Raw genomic sequence first — 529 nt, forward strand, 5'->3', positions numbered from 1 at the left:
TAAGTCTGGACGTCCCCGGCCAAGAAGGCGGCCGGGCGCGCTGTCGTGCTGCGCATCGAGCCACCCTGCCCTGCGGTCCTGGCGTCTCGCCCCCTTCGGGCTTCCATCGTTCCCTCGCCAGGATTCACGACAAGCCAAGGACGCACGGGCCGCCCGCTCCCGAATGGAGATGTGGTTGACTCGGCATCCCCGCATGACGGCTTCACTGGCTTGCGCCCATTGTCCAATATTCCCCACTGCTGCCTCCCGTAGGAGTCTGGACCGTGTCTCAGTTCCAGTGTGGCTGATCATCCTCTCAGACCAGCTACGGATCGTCGCCTTGGTGGGCCTTTACCCCGCCAACTAGCTAATCCGACATCGGCTCATTCAATCGCGCAAGGTCCGAAGATCCCCTGCTTTCACCCGTAGGTCGTATGCGGTATTAGCGTAAGTTTCCCTACGTTATCCCCCACGACAGAGTAGATTCCGATGTATTCCTCACCCGTCCGCCACTCGCCACCCAGAGAGCAAGCTCTCCTGTGCTGCCGTT

At 61.1% G+C, this 529-nt stretch carries 1 rRNA gene; it reads right to left on the reverse strand.

From position 1 onward, the window contains the following. Positions 1 to 199: 199 nt before the first annotated feature. A 16S ribosomal RNA gene (locus tag ABGA94_RS05760) occupies positions 200 to 529 on the reverse strand; the annotation flags it as partial.

The organism is Stenotrophomonas sp. 3diitr2024 (genome assembly GCF_042136455.1).
In the GTDB taxonomy this organism is placed as follows: Bacteria; Pseudomonadota; Gammaproteobacteria; order Xanthomonadales; family Xanthomonadaceae; genus Stenotrophomonas; species Stenotrophomonas sepilia.